Genomic DNA, 1,970 nt, shown 5'->3' with positions numbered 1-1,970 from the left:
CGGCGCCAGGCTGACAGGAGGGAGGCGCGCCAGCATAAGCGCCTTGGCCGAAGGCATGCGCCGGCTTTGGTAATCGGCGTCGCCTTCGCCGATCAGCGTGTGGGCGATCGCCGTCATCATCACCAGGTCGCCGGCGCCGATCGAGCCGAGCGCCGGCATCACCGGATGCACGCCCGCGTTCAGCATTTCGACCAGCGCGCTGAACACATGCGGCGACAGGCCCGAGCCGCCGGCTGAAAGCATGGCGATACGAGCAAACATCGCTGCCCGCACGAGCTGGATGGGCAACGCGTCACCCACGGCGGCGCCGCGCCCATCGAGAAGCTGGCGCTGGAAGGCGCTGGCGTCGCCCTCGACTGCGGTGCCGAGATTGGCGCCGAGCCCGGTGTTCAGGCCGTAGATCTGCTGGCCGGCGGCGGCAGCTTCATCGAGGACTTTGCGCGCCTTGGCCAGGTGTTCCATGACGGAGGGCGTGACCTCCACCTTGGCCGCATTGCGCGCGGCAGCGGCGACATCCTCGATGCTGACGCCGGCGCCGGTGAGGACGAGCGGGGTCATGCGAAACGCAGCCTCTGGCCGACGCCTTGCGTGCCGGCCTTGGCCAGCATCGCCTTGCCGAGCGCGATGTCTGAGAGCGACAGGCCGCGATGCCAGAACAGGATGGTCTCGTCGTCGCCCTGGCGGCCAGGCTTCAGGCGGGCGGCGATCTGGCCGAGTTCGGCATGCAACGTCGCCTCGCTCAGCCGCCCGGTCTCGACATGGGCGCGCAGCGAGCCGAACTTGCCGCTCTTGCACTGGCCCCAATCGTCGACGACGATCTTCCCCATGATATCGGTCAAGGACAGCTCCACCGCGCTCATCGTGCCATAGGGCACCACCAGCGCGCCCGGCTTGATCCATTCGGTCTTGAGCAGCGGCTGCGGTTCGTTGAGCCGCGAGGCCTCGACGACGATGTCGGCTCCGTCGACGCAGCTTTTCCAGTCGGCGACCGCGGTGACTTTCTTGCCGAGGTCGGCCGACAGTTTCGCCGCGAAAGCATCGCGGCTTTCCGGCCGGCGCGAATGGACGCGGATCTCGTCGAAGTCGAAAAGATGGTCGAGCAGGCGGACGTTCCAGTAGGCGGTGCCGCGCGCGCCGATATGGCCGAGCACCTTGGCTGTCTTCTTCGCCAGGTGCTTGGCGCCGATGGCGGTGACGGCGCCGGTGCGCATGTCGGTGATGACGGTGGCGTCGAGGATGGCGCGCGGCGTGCCGGTGCGTGGATCGAACAAATTGAGGATGCCGAATTCCGAAGGCAGGCCGTGCAGATAGTTGTCGACGTAGTCGCCGACGATCTTGACGCCGGCCGCGTCGAGCGGCGCCACATAGCCGCGCAAGACATTGAAATGGCCGTGGAAAGACGGGTCCGGCTCGAGATGGACGCGCGGCTCGATCACCGTCTGGCCATGGCCCTGGGCAACGAGGCCGGCCTCGACCGCGCCAATGATCTCGGCATCGGTCATCGCCAGCGCTTCGATATCGAGAGCGTTGAGATAGTCGATATAGATGGGCTTCATCCCACTTCCCCTCTTAGGCCCACTTTCCCATAACAGGCGGCGAGGCACCACAAAAGTTTGTTGGATAACCACTGGACTAGGCTGGCCCAATGCTGTTCAAAGCAGGTCCGTCATGAGCAGTATCCCCGACAATCCGATGGTGTCCCAGCCGTCGACAGCCATGCCGGCGCGCCAGGCACGGCGCGTGGCGCTGATCGTCGCCGTCGCCTTCTTCATGCAGCTCTTGGATTCGACGATCATCTCGACGTCGCTGCCGCAAATGGGCCAGTCCTTCGGCGTGCCGGCGGTGGCGATGAGCATCGGCATCACCGTTTACATGCTGGCCATGGCCGTGTTCGTACCGCTGTCCGGCTGGCTTGCCGACCGTTTCGGCGCGCGCAACGTCTTCCTGGTCGCCATCGCCCTGTTCACCCT

At 65.9% G+C, this 1,970-nt stretch carries 3 protein-coding genes; 1 reads left to right on the top strand and 2 read right to left on the bottom strand.

What is annotated here, in order from left to right:
* Both EN745_RS34185 and EN745_RS34180 read right to left on the bottom strand, forming a co-directional pair.
* Window positions 1–558: aromatic amino acid lyase (locus EN745_RS34185; protein ID WP_189363255.1), on the bottom strand; the 558-nt coding region annotated here is incomplete at its 3' end.
* Window positions 555–1,556: an ornithine cyclodeaminase family protein gene (locus EN745_RS34180; protein WP_127423269.1), complete on the bottom strand. Its 1,002-nt coding sequence runs from the start codon at window positions 1,554–1,556 to the stop codon at window positions 555–557. The genes EN745_RS34180 and EN745_RS34185, both read right to left, overlap by 4 nt.
* Before the next feature lie 112 nt (window positions 1,557–1,668).
* On the opposite strand from EN745_RS34180, the gene EN745_RS34175 reads away from it, so the two are divergent.
* Window positions 1,669–1,970, top strand: a 302-nt coding sequence (locus tag EN745_RS34175; protein ID WP_127423268.1) for an MFS transporter, incomplete at its 3' end; no start/stop codon positions are given.

It is taken from the genome of Mesorhizobium sp. M4A.F.Ca.ET.022.05.2.1 (genome assembly GCF_003998845.1).
Lineage (GTDB): Bacteria > Pseudomonadota > Alphaproteobacteria > Rhizobiales > Rhizobiaceae > Mesorhizobium.
Note: the sequence above shows the minus strand (reverse complement) of the source record. Positions and strands in the feature narration are given on the sequence as shown.

Bases quoted from the DNA above. Each gene is read 5' to 3' on its own strand.
- EN745_RS34180 (WP_127423269.1), bottom strand. From the start codon at position 1,556: ATGAAGCCCATCTATATCGACTATCTCAACGCTCTCGATATCGAAGCG.